At 64.3% G+C, this 19,496-nt stretch carries 17 protein-coding genes; 6 read left to right on the top strand and 11 right to left on the bottom strand.

Translation table 11 applies throughout. The features are described 5' to 3' along the window. Nucleotides 1-26 precede the first annotated feature (26 nt). Together RPE78_RS07465 and mobA are read right to left on the bottom strand one after the other, a co-directional pair. A complete protein-coding gene (locus RPE78_RS07465) occupies nt 27-662 on the bottom strand; it encodes a GNAT family N-acetyltransferase (protein WP_339108871.1) in 636 nt (211 codons plus the stop codon). Continuing rightward, nucleotides 659-1,276, bottom strand: a complete 618-nt coding sequence (mobA, locus tag RPE78_RS07460) for a molybdenum cofactor guanylyltransferase MobA (protein WP_406720199.1) — start codon at nt 1,274-1,276, stop codon at nt 659-661. The genes RPE78_RS07465 and mobA overlap by 4 nt, the downstream gene beginning before the upstream one ends. Nucleotides 1,277-1,362: 86 nt before the next feature. On the opposite strand from mobA, the gene RPE78_RS07455 reads away from it, so the two are divergent. Both RPE78_RS07455 and RPE78_RS07450 read left to right on the top strand, forming a co-directional pair. After that, nucleotides 1,363-2,067: an AzlC family ABC transporter permease gene (locus tag RPE78_RS07455; protein ID WP_339108869.1), complete on the top strand. Its 705-nt coding sequence runs from the start codon at nt 1,363-1,365 to the stop codon at nt 2,065-2,067. Continuing rightward, on the top strand, nt 2,064-2,396 hold the full coding sequence (locus tag RPE78_RS07450) for an AzlD domain-containing protein (RefSeq protein WP_339108868.1): 333 nt from the start codon (nt 2,064-2,066) through the stop codon (nt 2,394-2,396). Before RPE78_RS07455 ends, RPE78_RS07450 begins: the two co-directional genes overlap by 4 nt. A gap of 112 nt (nt 2,397-2,508) precedes the next feature. Here the strand turns inward: RPE78_RS07450 and RPE78_RS07445 are convergent, their stop codons facing one another. From RPE78_RS07445 to RPE78_RS07435, 3 genes are all read right to left on the bottom strand, one after another. Continuing rightward, on the bottom strand, nt 2,509-3,159 hold the full coding sequence (locus RPE78_RS07445) for a hypothetical protein (protein WP_339108867.1): 651 nt from the start codon (nt 3,157-3,159) through the stop codon (nt 2,509-2,511). 217 nt (nt 3,160-3,376) lie between these two features. Beyond that, nucleotides 3,377-4,432 carry an MBL fold metallo-hydrolase gene (locus tag RPE78_RS07440; protein WP_406720198.1) on the bottom strand — a complete coding sequence of 352 codons (1,056 nt, stop codon included), beginning with the start codon at nt 4,430-4,432 and terminating at the stop codon, nt 3,377-3,379. Further along, the gene (locus RPE78_RS07435) at nt 4,429-6,153 is read right to left on the bottom strand and encodes an acyl-CoA dehydrogenase family protein (protein ID WP_406721630.1); all 1,725 of its coding nucleotides are present in this window, start codon (nt 6,151-6,153) and stop codon (nt 4,429-4,431) included. Before RPE78_RS07435 ends, RPE78_RS07440 begins: the two co-directional genes overlap by 4 nt. A gap of 135 nt (nt 6,154-6,288) precedes the next feature. Between RPE78_RS07435 and RPE78_RS07430 the strand changes: the two genes are divergently transcribed. Beyond that, nucleotides 6,289-7,251, top strand: coding sequence for an L-threonylcarbamoyladenylate synthase (locus RPE78_RS07430; protein ID WP_406720197.1), 963 nt, complete (start codon nt 6,289-6,291; stop codon nt 7,249-7,251). 39 nt (nt 7,252-7,290) lie between these two features. Here RPE78_RS07430 and RPE78_RS07425 read toward each other — a convergent pair whose 3' ends face one another. Further along, nucleotides 7,291-7,851, bottom strand: a complete 561-nt coding sequence (locus tag RPE78_RS07425) for a YqgE/AlgH family protein (protein WP_339108864.1) — start codon at nt 7,849-7,851, stop codon at nt 7,291-7,293. Nucleotides 7,852-8,041: 190 nt separating this feature from the next. On the opposite strand from RPE78_RS07425, the gene RPE78_RS07420 reads away from it, so the two are divergent. Further along, entirely contained in the window at nt 8,042-8,959 is a 918-nt protein-coding gene (locus tag RPE78_RS07420) for a protein-disulfide reductase DsbD domain-containing protein (RefSeq protein WP_406720196.1), read from the top strand. Here the strand turns inward: RPE78_RS07420 and RPE78_RS07415 are convergent, their stop codons facing one another. The 3 genes from RPE78_RS07415 to RPE78_RS07405 form a co-directional block, all read right to left on the bottom strand. Continuing rightward, nucleotides 8,960-12,265: an efflux RND transporter permease subunit gene (locus RPE78_RS07415; RefSeq protein WP_339108862.1), complete on the bottom strand. Its 3,306-nt coding sequence runs from the start codon at nt 12,263-12,265 to the stop codon at nt 8,960-8,962. Nucleotide 12,266: 1 nt separating this feature from the next. Then, entirely contained in the window at nt 12,267-13,709 is a 1,443-nt protein-coding gene (locus RPE78_RS07410) for an HlyD family efflux transporter periplasmic adaptor subunit (protein ID WP_339108861.1), read from the bottom strand. A 100-nt stretch (nt 13,710-13,809) separates the two neighbouring features. After that, nucleotides 13,810-14,664: a uracil-DNA glycosylase family protein gene (locus RPE78_RS07405; protein ID WP_406720195.1), complete on the bottom strand. Its 855-nt coding sequence runs from the start codon at nt 14,662-14,664 to the stop codon at nt 13,810-13,812. 146 nt (nt 14,665-14,810) lie between these two features. On the opposite strand from RPE78_RS07405, the gene RPE78_RS07400 reads away from it, so the two are divergent. Further along, nucleotides 14,811-15,656 carry a prephenate dehydratase gene (locus RPE78_RS07400; protein WP_339108859.1) on the top strand — a complete coding sequence of 282 codons (846 nt, stop codon included), beginning with the start codon at nt 14,811-14,813 and terminating at the stop codon, nt 15,654-15,656. A gap of 205 nt (nt 15,657-15,861) precedes the next feature. Here the strand turns inward: RPE78_RS07400 and RPE78_RS07395 are convergent, their stop codons facing one another. Both RPE78_RS07395 and nudC read right to left on the bottom strand, forming a co-directional pair. Beyond that, the gene (locus RPE78_RS07395; RefSeq protein ID WP_339108858.1) at nt 15,862-16,335 is read right to left on the bottom strand and encodes an SRPBCC family protein; all 474 of its coding nucleotides are present in this window, start codon (nt 16,333-16,335) and stop codon (nt 15,862-15,864) included. Between the two features lie 69 nt (nt 16,336-16,404). After that, nucleotides 16,405-17,364 carry an NAD(+) diphosphatase gene (gene nudC / locus RPE78_RS07390; RefSeq protein WP_406720194.1) on the bottom strand — a complete coding sequence of 320 codons (960 nt, stop codon included), beginning with the start codon at nt 17,362-17,364 and terminating at the stop codon, nt 16,405-16,407. Between the two features lie 196 nt (nt 17,365-17,560). On the opposite strand from nudC, the gene RPE78_RS07385 reads away from it, so the two are divergent. Continuing rightward, complete coding sequence (locus RPE78_RS07385) at nt 17,561-19,495, top strand: bifunctional 2',3'-cyclic-nucleotide 2'-phosphodiesterase/3'-nucleotidase (RefSeq protein WP_406720193.1); 1,935 nt, start codon at nt 17,561-17,563, stop codon at nt 19,493-19,495. Nucleotide 19,496 lies beyond the last annotated feature (1 nt).

The following is a 19,496-nucleotide window of genomic DNA, read 5'->3' as shown; positions in this document are numbered from 1 at the left end:
CCTGCGCCCGACGCAAGAGCCGCGCCTTAAGAGCTGCGGCTTGAGCCACGGGGGGCCTCGGAGGCATCCCAAGGCCGTAGCGGGCAGACCATCACAAAGGCCGTGCGATAGGCGAAGAGCAGCTCTGTCAGGCGGCTCTCCCGCGCGCGGATCACCCGAAAGCCCAGACGCTCGTATAATGCGCGGGCCCGCATGTTCTCTTTGACCACATCCAGACGCAGTTGCACGTAGCCACGGCGTCTGGCCTCGGTGCAGACCGCCGTGATCAAGGCCGCACCAATCCCGCGCGAGCGCTGGTCGGCCCGCACCGAAAGCCCGTCCACCACCATCGCCCTATGTTCCTGATCACGGGCCAACACCCACAGGCAGGCCCAGCGCCAGACGGCCCCGCCCAGCCCGTAAATGGCCCTCAGATCGCGGTGATCACCGCCCACAAAGGCCCCCTGCGCGGTGCGGAAGCCCGCAACGGCCAGTAGGGTTCCGCTGTCATCCTCCACGGCGCAATATCCGTGTGTTCCGTCCATCACCCGCGCAATGAAGGCCAGCGCCTGCGGTTCGGGGCCCAGAACACGACCCAGCTTGCCGCCGAAGGCCTGCCAGTAAAGCTGCGCGGCAGCCTTGCGGTGATGCTCGGGAACCCCGCGACGGATATGATAGCTCATTTCCCTGTCCCCAACGCGTCATGGCGTGCTTGCGCCAGTTGCAGGTCTTCGGGCGTATTGATGTTGAAAAACGGGTCAGGCAGGTCGGCAAACTCCACGCGCCGCGCCCGTGCAAGCCGCGCCCCAAGACGCCGCTCCCCTGCTGCCAGCGCCTGCGCCACCTGCCCGCGCCACGCACAGGGCCAATAGGCAAGGGTCGGATGCCCCCGCCCCTGCGAGACCGCCTGCGCGGGCTCTGCCTGCGCGCCCGCGCCTGCGCCTGCGGGCACAAGCCGCGCCACAAGATCGGCGGGAATAAAGGGCGTATCCACGGCCACAGTCACCAGCCCCGCCGCGCCAGCAAGACTTGCCCAGTCAAGCCCTGCCAGAATGCCCGCCAGAGGCCCGTCATGCAGATGCGCGGGCGGATCGGGCAGAACGGGCAGATCCTTGCACCAGGCGGTGAAACGCTCGGGCGTGCCATTGGCCGAAACCGCAAGCCGCGCGACCTGTGGCGCAAGCCGGTTATGGACATGCGCAAGCAGGGGCTGGCCGCCCAGCGAGAGCCATGCCTTATCGACGCCCCCCATACGGCGCCCCTCTCCTCCGGCAAGGATCAGGCCGAAAATCTCCAAATTGCCTCCAATACAATTCTGCGCTTGTCGCCCTTGAGAGCGTGCTTATGACTGCCTGCATGAACACCGACTTACAAGAGCAAAGCATGCACGCGCGTCACGCCTTTCTTCGCGGTATTGTGGCCACCCTGCCCTTTACGCTGGTCATCGCCCCTTTCGGCCTACTCTTTGGCGTGGCCGCAACCGAGGCGGGCCTCGATCTTGGCGAGGTAATGGGATTCACCATTCTGGTCATCGCCGGTGCCTCGCAGTTTTCCGCCATCCATTTGATGGAAGAACATGCGCCCGTGATCCTCGTCATTCTGACCTCGCTCGCCATCAATCTGCGGATGGCCATGTATTCCGCCGCGCTGGCACCCCATCTCGGGCAGGCAAAGCGCTGGCAGCACGCGCTGGTTGCCTATTTCATGGTCGACCAGACATTTGTGACCGCCGAAACCGAATATCGCCTGCGCCCCGAGATGTCGCTGCCCGCAAAACTCGCCTTCTATGCGGGCTGTTCCACGGTATTGCCGCCGCTATGGTATCTGTCAACGCTTCTGGGGGCTGTCGCGGGCGCGGCCATCCCGCCGGAATTCGCGCTGGATTTCGCGCTGCCCATCACGTTTCTGGCGATGATTGCCCCCGCACTACGGTCGCTGCCGCATATCGCGGCCACTTTGATGTCGGTCTGTGCGGCTCTGCTGCTGGCTTTCCTGCCCGCAGGTATGGGCCTGCTGATCGCCGCGGTCTGCGCGATGGTGACCGGCGCACAGGTTGAACTGTTTCTGGCACGGAGACGCGCAGCATGACCGGCTATTCCCCGTTCGAAATCTGGACCATCATCATCGTGCTGGGCATCGGCACCTTTGCCCTGCGCTATGTGTTTCTGGGACTGGCGGCGCGCAAACCGATGCCCGAATGGCTCTTGCGCTATCTGCGCTACACCCCCGTGGCCGTGCTGCCTGGCATGGTCGCCCCGCTTGTCCTGTGGCCCGAAGCGACAGGTGGCATGCCCGAACCCGCACGCATGCTGGCCGCCCTCCTGACCCTTGGGGCAGGCATTGTGACACGCAATGTGCTGCTGGCCATTCTGGCAGGCTTTATCTCGCTTTATCTGGGCCTGTTCCTGATCTTCTAGGCGCCCTGTCAGGCCAAAGCCTCCCCCCTTTGTGCCAACAGCCAGCCTGCCGACAAACCCACGCAGCAAAAAGGGCCCCGAAGGGCCCTGTCCGCTGGAGGGGAACGGCGTATTATTTGCCGTCCTGTTCTTCAAAAGCCTTTTCGCGGATCTCGGCGGCCCGCGGGTCCGATTGCTGGATCATCAGCACGCCCGAGTTATTTTCGGGATCGTTATCATGATACACGCGGTAGGTCGCGCCCGGCAGCTGTGCGAAATACCGCGACAGTTTCTTGGGCGACCATGTGTGATGGATCGCCTCGAATCCGGGAACATCCTTGAGCACGGTCGAAATCGCATTGGCACAATAGGATTTCTTCGCGGCACCGTATTTTTCGGCATTGGCACGGATCATCTGCGCCTGCGCCATAGTCACCGGCACCTTCTGCTCGATCACGTCCCACCGCTCGCGGGCATGGTAATCGATGTAGAATTTCCGCATCCGCTCGGTGATCCCGAAATGCAGGTCGTTCCGCTCGGGCGCGTAGGGGTGATACCACGTCCCCGCCGGATCATAGAGCACCCGCTCGGGACCATCGATCATCAGCCCCGAATGGCCACCGGCACCGGTTTCACGACTGACAACCGTGTAAAGCGTGATCGAGGGCGGATCGCCCGACACATAATGCGCCTTGGCCACAGCATCATCCGGTGCCCAATGCGGTTCGGCAGCACAGGCGACAAGGCCAAGCAGCATGCCCAAACAAATAAGTAGTCGGCGCATCAGCCAGACCCCCTTGTAACTTTTTCACGTATAAAGAGCGGCAACCGCCCTCACTCGACCTGGCTTTTGAAACACGGAAATCCAGCACAAGACAACCGCCGCAGAAGTCAGGCTCCAGATAAAACCCGAAGCTGTTCCGCCAAGGGCACGGTTTCAAAAATCCGCCCGCCTGCAAGACGGTCCCTATATGGCCCCGATGCCGCGCCGCTGCGCGCGGCTAAAGCAGATGCCAGAGCCACGCCCCGTCAGCCCGCGCGACCCGCCCGACCTCGCCGCGGTGGTGGAGATGGTTGAGATGCGCCACCGCCTCGACCATCGCCAGCCCGTAGACCGCTTCGGTGATCTCGCGCTTGAACAGGGGCGGAAAACAGTCGCAGGCCGTCTTCGGCCCTCCACCCGGATGGGCACCTAGATGGGCGCGCAGACGTTTCAGCGCCCCCTCGTGGTTCTGGATCATCTGATCAAGCCGTGTCGGCAGCCCATAGAAAGGCAGCTTATGCCCCGGCAAGACCAGCTGGCGTTCCGTGGCATAGGGCCGGAAGCCGCGCGTGCTGTCCATCCAGCCCGCCACCGGATCGGCCTCGGGTTCCGTGGCATAGACCCCGAGATTGGCCGAGATCGACGGCAGGATCTGATCCCCGCCCAGCACCAAATCCTCGCTCCAGAATGTGGCATGTTCGGGCGCGTGGCCATGCCCCATCCGCACGGTCCAGTCGCGCCCCGCCATGCGCAGCACCTCGCCCTCAACCAGCCGCCGGTAGCCCAGCGGCAGGGGGGCCGTGCAATCGGCGAAGTTGAACGGGCGCTCCGCCAGCCGTTTGGCCAGAATATCGGCCCGCATTCCGGCGGCCTTCCAGAAAGCCACCGTCTGCGCGTCGGGGCGTTCCTGCACATCAAGTTGCAGCATCCGTGCCATCAGCCAAGCGGTGCGCGTGGTCCAAAGCTCGGCCCCCTGCGCCTGCAACCAGCCCGCCAGCCCGATATGGTCCGGATGATGATGGGTCACCACCACGCGGCCAACCGGCTTGGACGAAAGCGGCCCCTCCAGCAGCGCCTGCAGGGCCGCGCGACAGGCAGGGCGGTCGATGCCCGTATCGACCAGCGTCCAGCTGTCCCCCTCGTCCAGCGCATAGCCGTTCATATGGTCCAGTGCCATCGGCAGGGGCAGGCGGAACCAGTAGACATCAGGCGCCACCTCGCACAGCGCGCCCTGTTCGGGGGGCGTGGTCCAAGGGTAGCGCAGCGAGCGGGGGCGGGTCTCGGTGTCGTTCATAGCCCCAAATCTGAAAGCGAAAGCGCCCGAAGTCCAGAGGCCGCCCGCATCGCGGCCAGAGCCGCCGCATGGCGTGGCAGCACCCGCCCGATATGGATCGCGGCCAGAGCCAGACGGGCCGGATCGGCCAGAACAGCCTCAAGATGCGCCCCCGCCCCCAGCACGAGGGCAAGCGCCTGCAACATATCATGCGCACATGCGGCCCGCATCTCGGGCGGTTGGCCGACCAGCCAGTCGACAGCCTCGGCCACGGCCTCGGCCGCTTCCCAGACCGGCTCGGCCAGATCGGGATGGTCCGGGCGTGCCCGTGCGGCCAGATCCTGCACCTCCTGCAACAGAAGGCCGGCCATCTGCCCCTCATCGCGCATCTTGCGCCCCACCAGATCCAGCGCCTGAATGCCGTTGGTGCCTTCATAGATCGCACTGACCCGCACATCACGGAAAAACTGCGCCGCCCCAGTTTCCTCGACATAGCCCATGCCGCCATGAACCTGTATTCCCGCATCAGCCGCCCGCATGCCGGTTTCAGTGCCATAGGCCTTCACGATCGGGGTCAGGAATGCAGCGCGCGCCATCCAGTCCGCAGGGGAAACGGGCTCTCCCCCAGCCGTCTCACGTGCAAGGGCACCGCTTTCGGACAGGCGCGCCATATCCAGCGCCACCCCCGCCTTCAGGGCCAGCGCCCGTGCGGCAAACAACTCGGCGCGCGCCTCTGCCAGCAGCCTGCGGATATCGGGGAAGGCGATAAGCGGCTGCCCCTGCACCCGCTCGGCAGCAAAGGCCGCCGCTTTCTGCACCGCCGCCTCGGCCACCCCGATCCCCTCGACCCCGACCGACAGGCGGGCATTGTTCATCATGGCAAACATGGCTGCCAGCCCCTGCCCCGCCCCGCCCACGATCCAGCCCTTGGCCGCATCGAAAACCATGACGCAGGTCGGAGACCCGTGCAGCCCCATCTTGTGTTCCAGTCCCGCAACATGCAGGCGGTTGGCCTCGCCTGAAGCGCCCTGTTCGGCGGGCAGGTACTTCGGCACCAAAAACAGGCTGATCCCCTTGGTGCCCGCAGGCGCATCGGGCAGACGGGCCAGAACCAGATGACAGACATTCTCGACCAGATCGCTATCGCCCCAGGAGATAAAGATCTTCTGGCCGGTGATCTCGTAACTGCCATCGGCGCAGGGCATCGCCCTTGTGCGCAGATCGCCCAGATCGGAGCCCGCTTGTGGCTCTGTCAGATTCATCGTCCCCGACCATGTGCCAGACACGAGCTTTGGCAGATACAGCGCCTTCTGGGCCTCGCTGCCATGATGGTGCAGGGCTTCGATCTGACCCTGTGTCAGCATCAGTTTCAGATGTAGCGCCATATTGGCACCGGCCATCATGTCATTGACCGCCAGTCCCAGCGCATTCGGCAACCCCATACCGCCATACTCCTGCGGGGCCGCCAGCGCGATCCAGCCCCCTTCCGCCAAAGCGGCATAGGCTTCGGCAAAACCGCGCGAGGTTTTCACCTGCCCATCGACAAGATGCGCCGGATCGAGATCTCCGGCACGGTTGCTGGCCGCAAGCACCGTATCCGACAGCTTCGCTGCCTCGCTCAGGATCGACGCGACAAGATCGCCGGAAAGATCCCCGAAAGGCCCGGCCCCGTAAAGCGCTGGAAAAGATGTCAGGTGATTTAGGATAAAGGCGATATCTCGGGCCGCCGCGCAGTAGGTCATCATTCCTCCCTCTCCTGCAACAAACGCAGCCCGCTTGGCATTTGAGGCGGACCGGCTTATGCACAGGACAACACAAAGCGAAGGTTATCGCCTTCCCCCTCCTCAGCAATCAAGACGCTACGTCAGATACATCCGATGCCCCTCACGACCGAATTGCTTGCCCCAACCACCGAAGGCTATGCCCGCGCCGCCCAATATCTTGGCACCGGCGCGCTTGTGGCCTTTGCCACAGAGACCGTCTACGGGCTGGGCGGCGACGCCCGGAACAGCGCGGCAGTCGCGGCGATCTACACCGCCAAGGGGCGGCCAAGGTTCAACCCGCTGATTGTCCATGTGCATTCGGTCGAAATGGCCGAGCGCTATGTCACGATCCCCGATGCCGCGCGCCCGCTGATTGCGCGCTACTGGCCGGGGCCGCTTACGCTGGTCTTGCCGCTGCGCCCCGATGCGGGCATCTCCGATCTGGTAACAGCCGGACTGGAGACACTGGCGATCCGCATGCCCGCCCATCCGGTCGCACGCAAGCTTTTACAAGCATTTGACGGCCCCGTGGCGGCCCCCTCGGCCAATCCGTCAGGCCGAATCAGCCCGACAACCGCCGCCCATGTGATGGACGGGCTGTCCGGCAAAATCGCGGCTGTGCTGGATGGCGGGCCCTGCGATGTGGGAGTGGAATCGACCATTCTCTCGCTCGATCCTCTGGCCCTCCTGCGCCCGGGCGGACTGGCTCTGGAAGAGATCGAGGCCTGTCTTGGCCGTGCCCTTCCCACGGGCGGCGATAGTGACAAACCCAATGCGCCAGGCCAGCTGAAATCGCATTACGCGCCGGGGGCTGCGGTGCGGCTGAATGCCCGTGCGCGCCAGAGCGGGGAAATCTGGATCGGCTTCGGCCCCGATTGTGCGGGGGCCGAGTTCAACCTATCGGAAAAAGGCGATACAACCGAGGCAGCAACCCGCCTGTTCGGCCTGTTACGGCAGGCCGACAGGCTGGCGCAGGAAAAAGGCGCCAACTGCATTGCCGTGGCGCCGGTGCCGGTGACGGGGCTCGGGCTGGCGGTCAATGACCGTCTCGACAGGGCCGCTGCGCCGCGTCCCTGACCTGCGGCCCCAAACCAAACCCAGTATCAGGCCCCCTTATTAGGCATGCCCTGCGGTTGCGGATAAGGTGCGCGGATCGATCCCCATCGTATTAAGCGCGCGCACCCATTTATTGGCGTAATCGCCCGACAGGGCCAGATCGGCATCGCCATCGGCAATCAACCAGCCGTTATCAAGGATTTCCTGCTCGAGCTGGCCCGGCCCCCAACCGGCATAGCCAAGCGCCAGAACGGCGCGATCCGGCCCGTTTCCTGCGGCGATATCTTCAAGAATATCCCGCGTTGCGGTCATGGCCAGTTCGTCACTGACTTCCATCATCGGACCACCACCATCCCATTCGGTGGAATGCAGCACGAAGCCGCGACCGGTCTCGACCGGCCCGCCGAACAGAATCGGACGATCTCCGCTTTCGTCGGTGGCCGTCATGGTGATGCCGAGCTGTTCCAGCAGATCCGGCAGGTCGGGCTTGGGCAGCGGTTTGTTGACGATCAGCCCCATTGCCCCCTCTTCCGAATGGGCACAGATCATGATCACCGAATGCTCGAAACGCTGATCCCCCATACCGGGCATTGCAATCAAAATCTTGCCGCTCAGATCCATCGGGGCCTCCTCGTGCCATGTCCATCGCTACCGTGACGCCTATCGGATGACAGACCGCCTATGTCTTTTAACCAAACTGGAGTGCAAAAGATCCAGGTTCAAGATGGCAATGTTGCCAAAAGGCCGCCATCAGAGCAGTTGGCGCGTTTGTGACTTCCCGAAAGCGCCTCGGGCGCGATAAGCGAAGATCATGAGCATTCGGTCAAAACTTACCCGTTTGGGGCCTCGTTTCGGGCTGTGTCTGGGCGCGCTCGCGCTGGTTTCCGGCGCGGGAGATCGCACCTTCGCGCAAGATCTCGAACCGATGCCCGCGTCCCTGCCGGCCGATGCGCCGACGGGCCTGCCCATAGGGCTCGACAGGGCCGAGGTGCTTGATGGCTGGCAGACCAGCGACGGCACGCGCATGGCGGCAATCCGCGTGACGCTTGATCCGGGCTGGAAAACCTATTGGCGCCACCCCGGAGATGCGGGAATTCCTCCCAGTTTCAGCTTCCGCGCCTCCAGTAATCTCAAGGATGTGAAAATCTATTGGCCTCGGCCCGAGGTTTTCACCCAAAGTGGCACAAGATCAATAGGTTACAAAGACCAGATGATCTTGCCGATAGAGCTGTCCCCGATTGATCCCACCCAACCGATCCGGCTGGATGCCGATCTGGATCTGGGGATCTGCCACGATATCTGTGTGCCGGTCTCGCTGGAACTTGACGCCGATCTGGTAGGGCCGGGACGCCGCGATCCGGTGATTTCCGCAGCCCTGCAGGCGCAGCCGCAGAAAGTCGCCAGTCGGGCCAGTTGCCAGATAGAGCCGATCCGTGACGGGATGCGGGTCACCGCCCGCCTGCCTGTCAGCAGCCTGCCCTCCAACAACCAGCCCTCCAACAACCAGCCTGCGGGTCAGCCCCCGCATCAGGTGGCCCTGTTCGAACTGCCCTCGCAGCCGGTCTGGGTGTCTGATTCGCGGATGAGCCTCGAAAATGGCGCGCTGGTGGCCACCGCCGATTTCGTCCCCCCCGATGCCGCGCCATTCGATCTTGACCCGAAGGATCTGCGGATCACGGTTTTGGACAAGACCCATGCCATCGAAATGGACGGCTGCGCCAGAATGTGATCAGCGCTGCCGCCGCGTGCGCCATGCCGCCACGGCCAGCGCGCCCAGAATGAAGGGCGTGTAGACCAGCCAGCTTTGCGCCAGGCTCCCGCCCGCCAGAAGCACCGGCCCGAAGGCCAGCCCGAATCCCGCAACGATCAGCCCGACCCCCAGCCAGAGCGCCCCCGCCAGCCGAGGGGCCTTCAGCCCGCGGCGCGTCGATGCGCATAGTCGCGCGATATCGGCCTGAATAGCCAGCACCGCCGGCACCAGAAGCAGCACGATCACCATGCCGAAGCCAAGTCCGTAAACCAGCGTGATCACTGTGGATTTCAGAAACTGCGCCTCGGCGCTGCCTTCATAAAGCAGCGGCGCAAGCCCGAGCACGGTGGTCAGCGTCGTCAGCAGAACAGGCCGCAGCCTGTCGGCCACCGCATCCACGATGGCCGGTCGCAATCCGCGCGTGCGGGCATAATCATCCACCGTCGAAATCAGCACGATGGCATCGTTGATGATAATCCCCACCATCCCCAGCCCGCCGACCACGGCAAACATCGACATCGGGAAATCCCAGATGTAATGGCCCCAGACCGCGCCCACCAGACCGAAGGGGATCACCGACATCACCACCAGCGGACGCGCCCAGCTGGCCAAGATCCATGCCAGCACGACATAGATCCCCAGCAGACACAGAACCAGCCCGACCTTGGCATCCGCCATAAAGGCGCGCTCGTCCGCAGCCTGCCCCGTTTGCAGCCATGTCACTCCCAGCCGCTGCGCGATATCGGGCAGGATACGGGTCTGCATTTCGGTCAGGATGGCATTGGCGCGTTCGGGGTTGTCTTCGGAAATATCGCCCGTCACCTCGACCTGCCGTAGCCCGTCATCGCGGCGGATGGTGGAAAACCCCGCCTCGCGGCGCACCGTGACAATATCGGACAGGGGCACCCACTGTCCGTTCGGGCTTTGCAGCAGCATCCGGTCCACGAAATCGGCGGTCTTCTCGGCATCGGGCAGCTCGACACGGATCGAGGCAGAGCGCACGCCATCGGGATAGGTTGCGGCCTCGGTGCCGTTCAGACGGGCGCGCAATTCCTGCCCCAGCGTCTGGGTATCAAAGCCCAGCGCCTGCCCCTGCGGGGTCAGCGCAAGGATCAGATCCTCTTTGTCATAGGCCAGATTATCCTCCAGCGCCGAGACCTCGGGATAGACGGCAAGGGCGGCTTTCAACGCTTCGGCGGCCTCCTTCAGCACGCGGGTTTCCGCGCCGGTAAACTGCACCGAAAGGCTGTCCCCCGCAGGGCCCGCACGGAAACTGCGGAAGGCCAGCTCTTCCAGCATCGGATCATCGGGAAGGTGTTCCTGAAGGCGGCGGATGAAATCGGCGCTGCTATAGGGGCGCAGATCCTGATCGATCAGCTCGATCGAGATCGAGCCCAGCTGGTCGCTATCCTTGGTATCCGCCGAGGCCAGATCCCGCCCCGACGCGCCGCCGATCTGGCCGATCACATAGGTCACCGGATTGCGGCCATATTCGGCCTCGTATCCGGCAGCGACACGGCTGACCAGATCCTGCAATTCCCCCATCACCGCAAATGTGTCCTTTCGCGTGGTGCCGTTGACCATTGCGAAGGCCCCCGACACGCTCGAGCGTTCTGGAGGCGCGAAAAACCGCCATTGCACCTGCCCCGTCCTTAGCAGGAACACCTGCACCGCCAGCAGCAGCACCGCAAAGGCCAGCACCGGATAGCGCGCATGGATGATTCCGCGCAGCAAGGGGCGCATCACCTTGCGCCGGAACCAGTCCAGCCCGCGATTGGTCACCCGTGACGGCGCATCATACCAGCGCGGCTGACCCAGATGGGTCAATGCGTGATACATATGGTTGGGCAGGATCAGGAAGCATTCCACCAGTGACGCCGCCAGCACCGCGATCACCGTCAACGGAATATCGACGATCATATCGCCCATCCGCCCGCCAATCACCACAAGCCCCGCAAAGGCGATCACCGTGGTCAGGGTCGAGGCGAAGACCGGCGCAAGCATCCGGCGGGCACCGTTTTCAGCGGCAATCGCGGGGGCCTCCCCCAGATGGCGGGCACGGAAATCGGCATGTTCGCCCACCACGATCGCGTCATCGACGATGATCCCCAAAGTCAGGATCAGTGCAAAGAGCGACATCATGTTCAGCGTCATCCCCGAAACATACATCACCGCCAGCCCCGCCGCGAGCGAGGCCGGAATCCCCATCGCCACCCAGATCGCCGTGCGCGCATTGAGAAAGAGGAACAGCAGCACCAGCACAAGCACCAGCCCGATCACGCCGTTATCGACCAGCAGATCGAGCCGCGCGACGATCTGCTCGGTCCGGCTGCGCACAAGGGCGATGGTTGTGCCTGCGGGCAGGTCGGGGCGCATTTGCGCGACCACCTGTTCGACCTTGCGTTGCAGGGCAATGGCATCTCCCTGCGCGGAACGGGCGACATTGAGTGTCATGGCGGGGGTCTTGCCCACATAATAGGCGCGGTCGCGCGCCGCCCCCTCGACGCGGATCTGCGCCACATCCCCCACGGTCAGCACAGCCCCGTCGGCATCGGTGCGGATCACCAGATCGCGGATCTGCCGCGCCTCGCGCCGCTCTTCGCCTGCCCGGACCCGCGAGGCTCCGGAGGCCACATCCCCCGCAGGCGTCGCATCGGCAGCCGCCCCGATAACCGAGATGATCTGCGTCAGGCTGACATTATGCGCCATCAGCGCGGTGGTCGGCACTTCGACCACGGTCTGCGGGGCTGCCATGCCCGATAAGGTGGTGCGCGTCACGCCCTGCGCATAAAGCCGCACCATCATCTCGTCGGCCAGACGGCCCAGCTGTTCGGGCGCCAAGGGGCCGGTGATAACCACATCGGTCACCGTATCCCGCCAGACGCTCTGGCGGATCTCGGGCGTTTCGGCGGCCTCGGGCAGATCGCCTGCCAGCTGGATGGCGTTTTCCACATCATCCATCGCGCGGCCCATATCCCAGCCGGGTTCGAATTCCAGTTCGATTTCGGCACGCCCCTCGCGGGCCGTGCTTTCGCTCGAGGCGACCCCCTCGACCGTCAGCAGCGAGGGCTCCAGCACCTGCACGATCGCGCGGTCCACATCTTCCGGCCCCGCCCCCTCCCATGTGACCGTCACATCAATCTCGTCGGTGACGGTATCGGGAAAGAATTGCGCCCGCAGTTTGGGCGCGGCAAAGACACCGGCACACAGCATGACCACCAGCACGATATTGGCCAGCGTGGCATGGCGGGTAAACAGGCTGATCAGACCACGCGGCGCGGGCATCTTAACCCCCTGCCTGTTCAAGCCGCGCCACCATCGCCGCCGGAACCCGTTCCTGCTGCAACTGCGCCAGCAATCCGGCGCGGTCGGGGCCGCTCAGCGTGGCATCCTTCTGCACCACCGCCACCAATGCCTGACGCCGCGCAGGGGTCAGATCGATCATGCTCTGATCCAGCGATGCTCCCTGATCCAGCGGGCGCAGCTTGATCCCCTGTCCCAGAAGCGGGCTGCGCCGCGCCACCACCTGCGTGCCCTGCGGCAGATCGGAGCGCACCAGAATGGTATCGCCCTCGCGCCGCAGGATCCGGGCCTGCGCGCTATACAGGCGGTTCTCGTGATCCAGCGCCAGAAGTGCGCCATTGCCATCCACCGCCTGCGCAGGCAAACGCGCGACATGCTCCAGCAGCGGTTCGTCCAGCGTGACGGTCACGAAATCCCCCGGACGGAACCCCCGCGCGCTCTGGAGCTGGGCATAAAGCAGCCGCCCCGCCGTGCCGGTTTCCACAGCCGCTCCGACCCGCAGCAGCTTGGCCGCCGAGCGCACCTGCGCATCCGCAGTCTCCAGCGCCACCTGCGCGGTCAGGGGCAGCACCTCGCCCTGTGCATCGGTCAGACGCAAAAACTGGCTGGTCGATACCCGAAACGAGACTTCCAGCGCCGAGGGGTCGATCAGTTCCCCGAGCATCTCGTTGACCGAGACCAGCCCCCCCTGCACCACGCTGACCGCCGCCAGATTGCCATCAAACCCCGCCCGCAGCGTGGTCAACGACAATTCGCGTTCGGCTTCGGCCAGATCGATGCGCGCGCGGCTGAGCGCGGTTCCGGCCTGATCCAGCGTGGCCTGCGCCTGCGACAGCGCCGACCGGCGCGACAGGACGGCCTGATCGGCGGCGGAAGCGGCAAGCTCGGCCTCTTCGGTCACCGCCGCAGAGCCGATGCCGCGCGCATTCAGATCCAGCTGGCGCTGCAAGGCCTTCTGGCGCAATCCCGCCTGCGCGCGGGCGGCTTCCAGATCATCGCCCGCAATCGCCAAGGCCCGTTCGGCCTGCGCCAAGGCGGCTTCGGCTTCGGTACGGCTGGCCACGGCACTGTCGCGCACGGCCTGCGCCTGTGCAGGATCAAGCTGCACCAGAACATCCCCCTTACGCACCATGCCGCCATCTTCGAACGCCGGCGCAAGTGCGAGGATCGTGCCCGCCGCCGAGGCCCGCAATTCCAGCCGCCGGTTCGACCGGATCTCGCCATAGGCGACAAGCTTGGGCTGAAGATCCCGATAATCGAGCGCAACCACATCGGCGGCGAAGATGCGCTCTGCCGCAGGCGGCGGCCTATGGCCCTGCCCCTCGGCGGAAGGCGTGGCCCGCATCAGCGCCACAGCACTTCCCAAAAGACCGAGAGTCAGCGCAAAAAGGAAAATTCCGCCAAGGCTGCGTGAAAGAAAATGCATCTCTATGCGTATCCGGGGCTATGGGCGAGGTGGGCTTATAGTGCCAGCCTTTCGCCTTTAGGGATAGATATATCTGCATGGGAATACGGGCAAAATTGTCCTAGCCCAGACTGTCCAGCTTGGCCCGCAGCGCCAGAAGATCGGCCCATGAGTCGCGCTTGGCCTCGGCGCTGCGCAGAAGCTGCACCGGCGAGAACATCGCGATGGCGGGCTTGCCGAACGCCTCCGACCACTCGCCGCGCAGGCGGGTAATGCCGCGCCGTGCCAGCCCCGCCGAGCAGGCGGCATTGCCCATCAGCACCACGACATCCGGATCGACCAGCTCGACCATCCGCGCCAGAAACGGACGCATCATCGCGATTTCCGATGCCTCGGGCTCACGCTGCCCCGGCGGACGCCACGGCAGGACGGGAGCCAGAAACAGCGCCGCCGCCCTATCGGGCGTGTCGCGCCGCAACCCGATGGCGGCAAACATCCGGTCCAGCATATGCCCCGAACGGCCAATGAAGGGCCGCCCCGCACGGTCTTCCTCGCGGTCGGGCGCATCCCCGATGATCATGACGCGGGCCGCCTCGGGCCCTTCGGCACGCACGGTGCAGCGCGCGCCCTTGCGCAGATCGCAGGTCTCGAAACCGTCCAGCGCCTCGTGCAGATCGGCCAATGTGCGCGCCTGCCCTGCCGCCTGCCGCGCAAGCCCGACCTGATCGACCTTCGGCGGGGCCTGCCGCTGTGGCAAAGCCGTCGCCTGCGATGCGGCCAGCATGCCCGCCGTAGCTGCCGCACCCGCCGGAACAGGAGCGGGAAGATCGGGCTTTGCCAGACGGTCGGGCAAAGCATAGCAATCCATCGCCAGATCGCCCTGTGCCTCGTCCGCCCCCAGCTCGCACAGCCATTCCAACGCCGCCAAAGCGGCATCATAGCTAAGATCGGAAGGCGAGAGAACTTCAGGCGTCATGCGGCGCATCTTAATCCTGCAGGCGGGTCCGGTAAATACCCCTCCTGCCGCCCTGCCGCACGCGCCGCGTGCGGGACATGCGCGTTTTCCCTTTTCTTGCGGGCGATCTGGCGCTAGGCACCATGCAAACAGACAGGAAGATCCCGATGACCAAGACCGGAAAAATCGCCTTTCAGGGCGAGTTGGGGGCCTATTCCCATCAGGCCTGCCATGATGCCCTCCCCGAAATGGACCCCCTGCCCTGCCGGACCTTCGAGGATGCGATCGAGGCCGTGCGCTCGGGCGCGGCGGATCTGGGGATGCTGCCGGTCGAGAACTCGACCTATGGCCGCGTGGCCGATATCCACCAGCTTCTGCCCTCGTCGGGGCTGAAGATCATTGGCGAAGCGTTCGTGCGGGTACATATCAACCTGCTGACCGTGCCCGGCACGAAGCTGGAAGAGGTCACATCCGCCATGTCGCATACCGTGCTTCTGGGGCAGGTGCGCAACTTCCTGACCACCCATAACCTGCATCGCATCGTCGGCGCGGATACCGCAGGCTCTGCCAAGATCGTGGCCGAAAAAGGCGATCCGAGCATCGCCGCGCTGGCGTCGGAACTGGCGGGCGAGATCTACGGGCTGGATGTTCTGGCCCGCCATATCGAGGATGCCTCGAACAACACCACCCGTTTCCTCGTGATGTCGCGCATGCCCGATTTCGAGCGCCGCGCCGAGAAGATGATGACCAGCTTCATCTTCCGTGTCCGCAACATTCCGGCGGCGCTGTATAAAGCCTTGGGCGGCTTCGCCACCAATGGCGTGAACATGACCAAACTGGAAAGCTATATGGTGCGCGGCCAGTTCACCGCGACGCAGTTCTATGCCGATATCGAGGGCCACCCCGAGGACCCCAATGTGAAACTGGCGCTCGAAGAGCTGTCCTATTTCACGGATATGCTAGAGATTCTCGGGGTCTATCCGGCCGATCCGATCCGTCAGGAAATCGGCTGATCACAGAGCCTATCACATTTTTCGGGGCCTGTTTTTTGGCCCTGAATTTTTGCCCCTGAACTTTCGGCCCTGATTTTTCGGGGCCGGTTGGTCGGGTCGGCTTCGGGCCGCCTCGGGATAGGCAAAAGCGTGAAACAGGCAAAGGACAGGGCACAAGGAAAGGGCGGGCAAACCTGCCCTCCCCTACGTCGGGTCGCGCTGTTTTTCAGTCCTGATCGGGGGCCTCGTAACGCGCCGCAATCTCGCGGATCTGCTTGCCGACGCGGTCCGCGAATTTGCGGTCAAGGCTCGACCGGCCCAGCTTGGCCGATTGCAGCATGAGCCGCGCCCCCAAAGTGCGCGGACGGATATCCAGACCGACCTGCAAACGGGTCCGGCTGCGCGACAGCGCCGTCAGCAGAATCACGGTTTCGACCTGAAAACTGGATGACTGCCCGGAAAGCGCCACCACCTCGGGGCGCTCGAAACGGGTCACCTCGGCCTCCAGCTTGCGCATTTTGCCTCTGAGCCTGAACTCGATTTCCCAGCTTACCCCTTTGCCCGGAAACTCGAGCTGGTCGGTCCGGCGCAGCTTCACACCCCGCTCGCGCGCCGCCTCTTCCATTGCGTCGAACTGGCTCAACTCGTCGAACACGAACTCGACGGGAACAGAAATATCTTCTCGGGTCGAGAATTTCATCCGACACTCCTGGAAGGCAGCACCAAGCAAAAGGTGACACTGATCATGACGTTAGGGCTGATCTAGCCGTCAATCGAGCCGGTCTGCAAGCCATTCCCGCATTAACCACCCCGCAATCGCACCGGGTCGTGGCGCACGTATCACGCTGTCACCGCCCGCCATAATCCGCAGCAGCCTTTCACGGCTGACCCAAAGCGCATCCTCGATTTCCACCGGATCGGTCATGATCTCGCGGCTGGTCGCTTCGGCGCGGCACCCCATCATCAACGAGGCTGGAAAGGGCCAGGGCTGCGACGCGACAGGCCGGACCCTGCCGGTGCGGATCGCGGTTTCCTCATAGACCTCGCGGCGGACCGCCGCTTCGACGGTCTCTCCGGGCTCCATGAACCCCGCAAGACAGGAATACATGCCCTCGGGCCAGTTGGGATTGCGCCCCAGAAGCGTGTCATTGCCTTGGGTGACCAGCATGATCACGCAAGGATCGGTGCGCGGAAAATGATCCGCCCCACAGCTCGGGCAATGGCGCTGCCACCCCGACTGCACGATCTCGGACGCCGCCCCGCAGGCCGCACAGAACCCATGACTGCGATGCCAGCCCAGAATCCCGCGCGCGGTTGCCGCAAGCTCTGCCTCCAGCGGCGGCAGGCCCAGCATCACATCGCGCAGATCCCGCAAGGCGACCGCGTCGGACAGGACGGGCATGTCCTGTATGTCCTGCGCAAACACGGGCTCTCCCCGTGGCCCGCCCGCCCCGAGAAACACCCGCGCGCCGAGAGCCTCCGACATCAGCGGATGATCCGGCGGAAAAAGCGCCAGACGGGGGGCCGCATCGCCTGCCGCGTCCCCGTCTTGTGTGCACAACACCTGCCCGTTGCACATCAAAAACCCCCGCGCGCCCGTCATATCGGGGCCAGCGCGCCTGTGGGCGGCACGATCCAGACCGCTGCCCGCAAAGGCCAGACCGGGGTGTCTATCGTAGAAAAACGGCCCTTCGGCGACAAGAAAGCGGTCTGGAAACGGGGCTGGCATTGCGAAAATATCTCGATCTTAAGGTTGCTGCTGCATTAGGCTTGCCTAAGGTTAGAAATTTAGTCCTTAATCGTCAAAGAAGTATAGCCGCACCTGACCTAATGACAGCGACGACGCGCATCCCGGTTCAGCAAGTAAACGTGTTTTTTAAGTGACGTAAGGGGCGGCGCAAGATCGCCCGGACGAAAGGAGAGCGATGTCCTCGCACGCCGAAACTCCGTCGCATGCCGAGCGGCCCGCTGCGGTGGTCAGACTGCGTCTGCTGGCGACCACCGACCTGCACGGCCATATCCGTGGCTATGATCTGTTTGCCGACAGGGAAGACACCGGTTGCGGCCTGTCCCGCGTGGCCACCCTGATCGAACGGGCCCGCACCGGCTGCCCCAATACGCTGCTCTTCGATAATGGCGACTTTCTACAGGGCACACCGCTGACCGAATATTGGGCGCGCGACCGTCAGGGCCGCGCAGACGCCCCGCATCCGGTGATTGATGCCATGAACGCGCTGGCCTATGACGCCGTCGGGCTTGGCAATCACGAATTCAATTACGGGCTGGACTTCCTGACACGCAGCCTGCGCGATGCCCGTTTCCCCTGTCTGTCGGCCAATGCCCTGCGCCTGCGCGCCCCCCGCCCCGAAGAGGACGTGCCCCTGACGCAGGCGCATGTCGTGCTGGAAAAAGACCTGCACGACGAGAACGGAGACCTGCGGCGGGTGCGTATCGGGGTGTTCTCGGTGCTGCCGCCGCAATTCATTCTTTGGGATAGCGCCATTCTGGCAAGCCGCCTGCAAAGCCGTTCCATCATCGAGACGGCCAGGGCGCAGGTGGCCCAATTACGGGCACAGGGCTGCGATCTGGTGATCGCATTGGCCCATACAGGCATTGATCCCCTTGCCAGAGCCGATGATCCCACCTGCGAGCATGCCGCCACCCTGCTGGCACAGATCGACGGGATCGATGCGCTGATCGCAGGGCACGACCATATCGCCTTTCCCGGCCCCGATGTCGCGCCAAGTGCAGATGTGGACCCCGTGGCAGGCCGGCTCTACGGCGTTCCGACGGTAACACCGGGCCGCTTCGCCAGCCATCTGGGCCAGATCGATCTGGATCTGGTGCAAGGGGCGCGGGGGTGGCAGGTTGCTGCCTCTTGCGCAACCCTGATACCGGTGGCGCAAGAGCCCCCCGTGCCCGAAGCCGAGCGGATTGTCACGCGCAATGCCAAGGCCCATGCCGAAGTGCAAAGCTACACATCGCGGCGCGTGGCACGGCTGGACGTGCCGCTGCACAGCTATTTCTCGCTGGTGGGCCCCGATGCCGCACTCAGTTTCGTGGCACAGGCGCAGCGTGACCATGTGCAGAGCCTGCTTGCGGACCGCCCCGAGGGCGAGCTGCCGCTGCTATCGGCCGTCGCCCCGTGCAAATCGGGCGGGCGCGCGGGGGCGGACTATTACCTTGATATCCCGCCCGGCCCGCTAAGCATCCGCCATCTCAGCGAGATCTATCTCTTTCCCAATATCGTCACCGCCGTGGTCATTGACGGCAAGGGGCTGAAAAGCTGGCTGGAACGCGCCAGCATCATCTTCAACACCATTGCGGACGGGACACGGGGGCTGCCCCTGATCCGGCCCGAGATCCCCGCCTATAATTTCGACATCATGCTGGGCGTCACCTACGAAATCGACCTGTCCGCCCCGCCCGTCTTCGACCTGCACGGCATGCAGACCACCCAATCGCGCGGACGCATCCGCAACCTGTGCTATCAGGGGCGGCCCGTCGATGACCGGCAGAGCTTTGTGGTGGCCACCAACAACTACCGCTCGGCCTTTGCGGGACAGTTTGCCGGTCTGGATGGCCTCAGGGTGGATCTGGGCCCCGATATCGCCTCGCGCGATGTGCTGATCCGCGCCGCACGCGCGTGGGACACGCTGCATCCCGCCGCCATCCCCATCTGGCAGTTCCGCGACCAGCCCCAGACATCGGTCACGATGGTCACCGGCAAAGGCGCGCTGGCCTATCACCGCCAGATGGAAGATTTGGGGATGAGCCTGCAAGACACCCATGCCGATGGCACAGTCACCCTGTGCAAACAGCTCTTTTACGCGGATGCCTGCACCGGCACTCTGGGCTAGC

Origin of the sequence: Thioclava litoralis (assembly GCF_045278885.1) — a bacterium.
Classification (GTDB): Bacteria; Pseudomonadota; Alphaproteobacteria; order Rhodobacterales; family Rhodobacteraceae; genus Thioclava; species Thioclava litoralis.
Note: the sequence above shows the minus strand (reverse complement) of the source record. Positions and strands in the feature narration are given on the sequence as shown.